Annotated in this window: 1 protein-coding gene; it reads right to left on the bottom strand. The window is 62.4% G+C overall.

Annotation, left to right across the window (positions count from 1 at the left end; genetic code table 11):
• Positions 1-999 (bottom strand): condensation domain-containing protein (locus tag KPG66_RS17355; RefSeq protein WP_237071680.1); only part of this gene is annotated, 999 nt, incomplete at both ends.

The following is a 999-nucleotide window of genomic DNA, read 5'->3' on the forward strand; positions in this document are numbered from 1 at the left end:
CCAATGCCGTCACATCCGGCGTGCGCTCCACCTGCGCTTCGAACAATTGGTGAATACACCGGTGCGATGGGTAATCCTGTTGTGTCGCGTTCCACGTCTCGAGCAGCAACGTACGCTCGGCCGGCACCAGCAGCTCGACGCGCGTCACCGGGTGCGATGCGTCAGCGGCCATCGCCTGCAACGTCGTTTGCAGATAGCCGACGTGCCGCTCGATCGTCGCGTGATCGAACAACACCGTTGCATAGTGCAGAACGCCGACCATCTCTCCATCGGCTTCATGCATGTGCAGGTTCAAATCGAACTTGGCCACCTCGTGGTCCCAGCTAGCGGGCATGACTTCCAGCCCCGGCAAGGCCCACGTGCCGTGCTCGTTGTTCTGCCACACGAACATCACCTGAAACAGCGGCGTATGATCAAGCCGCCTCGGCGGCTGCACAATCTCCACCACCTGCTCGAACGGCAAGTCCTGATGCGCTTGCGCCTCCAGTGCCGTGCGCCGCACCCGCTCAAGCAGCTGTGTGGCGCTCGGCTCGTCCGACACATCCATGCGCAACGCCAGCGTGTTCACAAAAAAGCCAATCAACGGCTCAATCTGAGGATGGTGACGATTGGCGCTTGCCGTGCCAATGACCAGATCCTCCTGCCCTGACAGCCGCGCGAGCACCGCGCTCCACGCGGCCAGCACCGTCATGAATAGCGTCGCGCCTTGCGCCTGGCTCAAACGCTTGAGCTCACGGGTTGTCTGCGCATCGATCCGAATTGGCACACAGGCACCGGCAAACGATTGCTGCGCCGGACGCGGCCGGTCGGTCGGTAACGTCAGCAGCACCGGTGCATCGGCCAGCTGCGTGCGCCAGTATTCGCTTTGCGCTTGCAGCCGCTCGCCCGAGAGCCACTGACGCTGCCACGCCGCATAATCCGGATATTGGATCGTCAGTGCCGGCAGCGGATCTGTCTGTCCGTCACAGGCCGCGCGATACAACGTATTCAATTCGCGCA

Origin of the sequence: Mycetohabitans sp. B2 (assembly GCF_021733735.1) — a bacterium.
Lineage (GTDB): Bacteria > Pseudomonadota > Gammaproteobacteria > Burkholderiales > Burkholderiaceae > Mycetohabitans > Mycetohabitans rhizoxinica.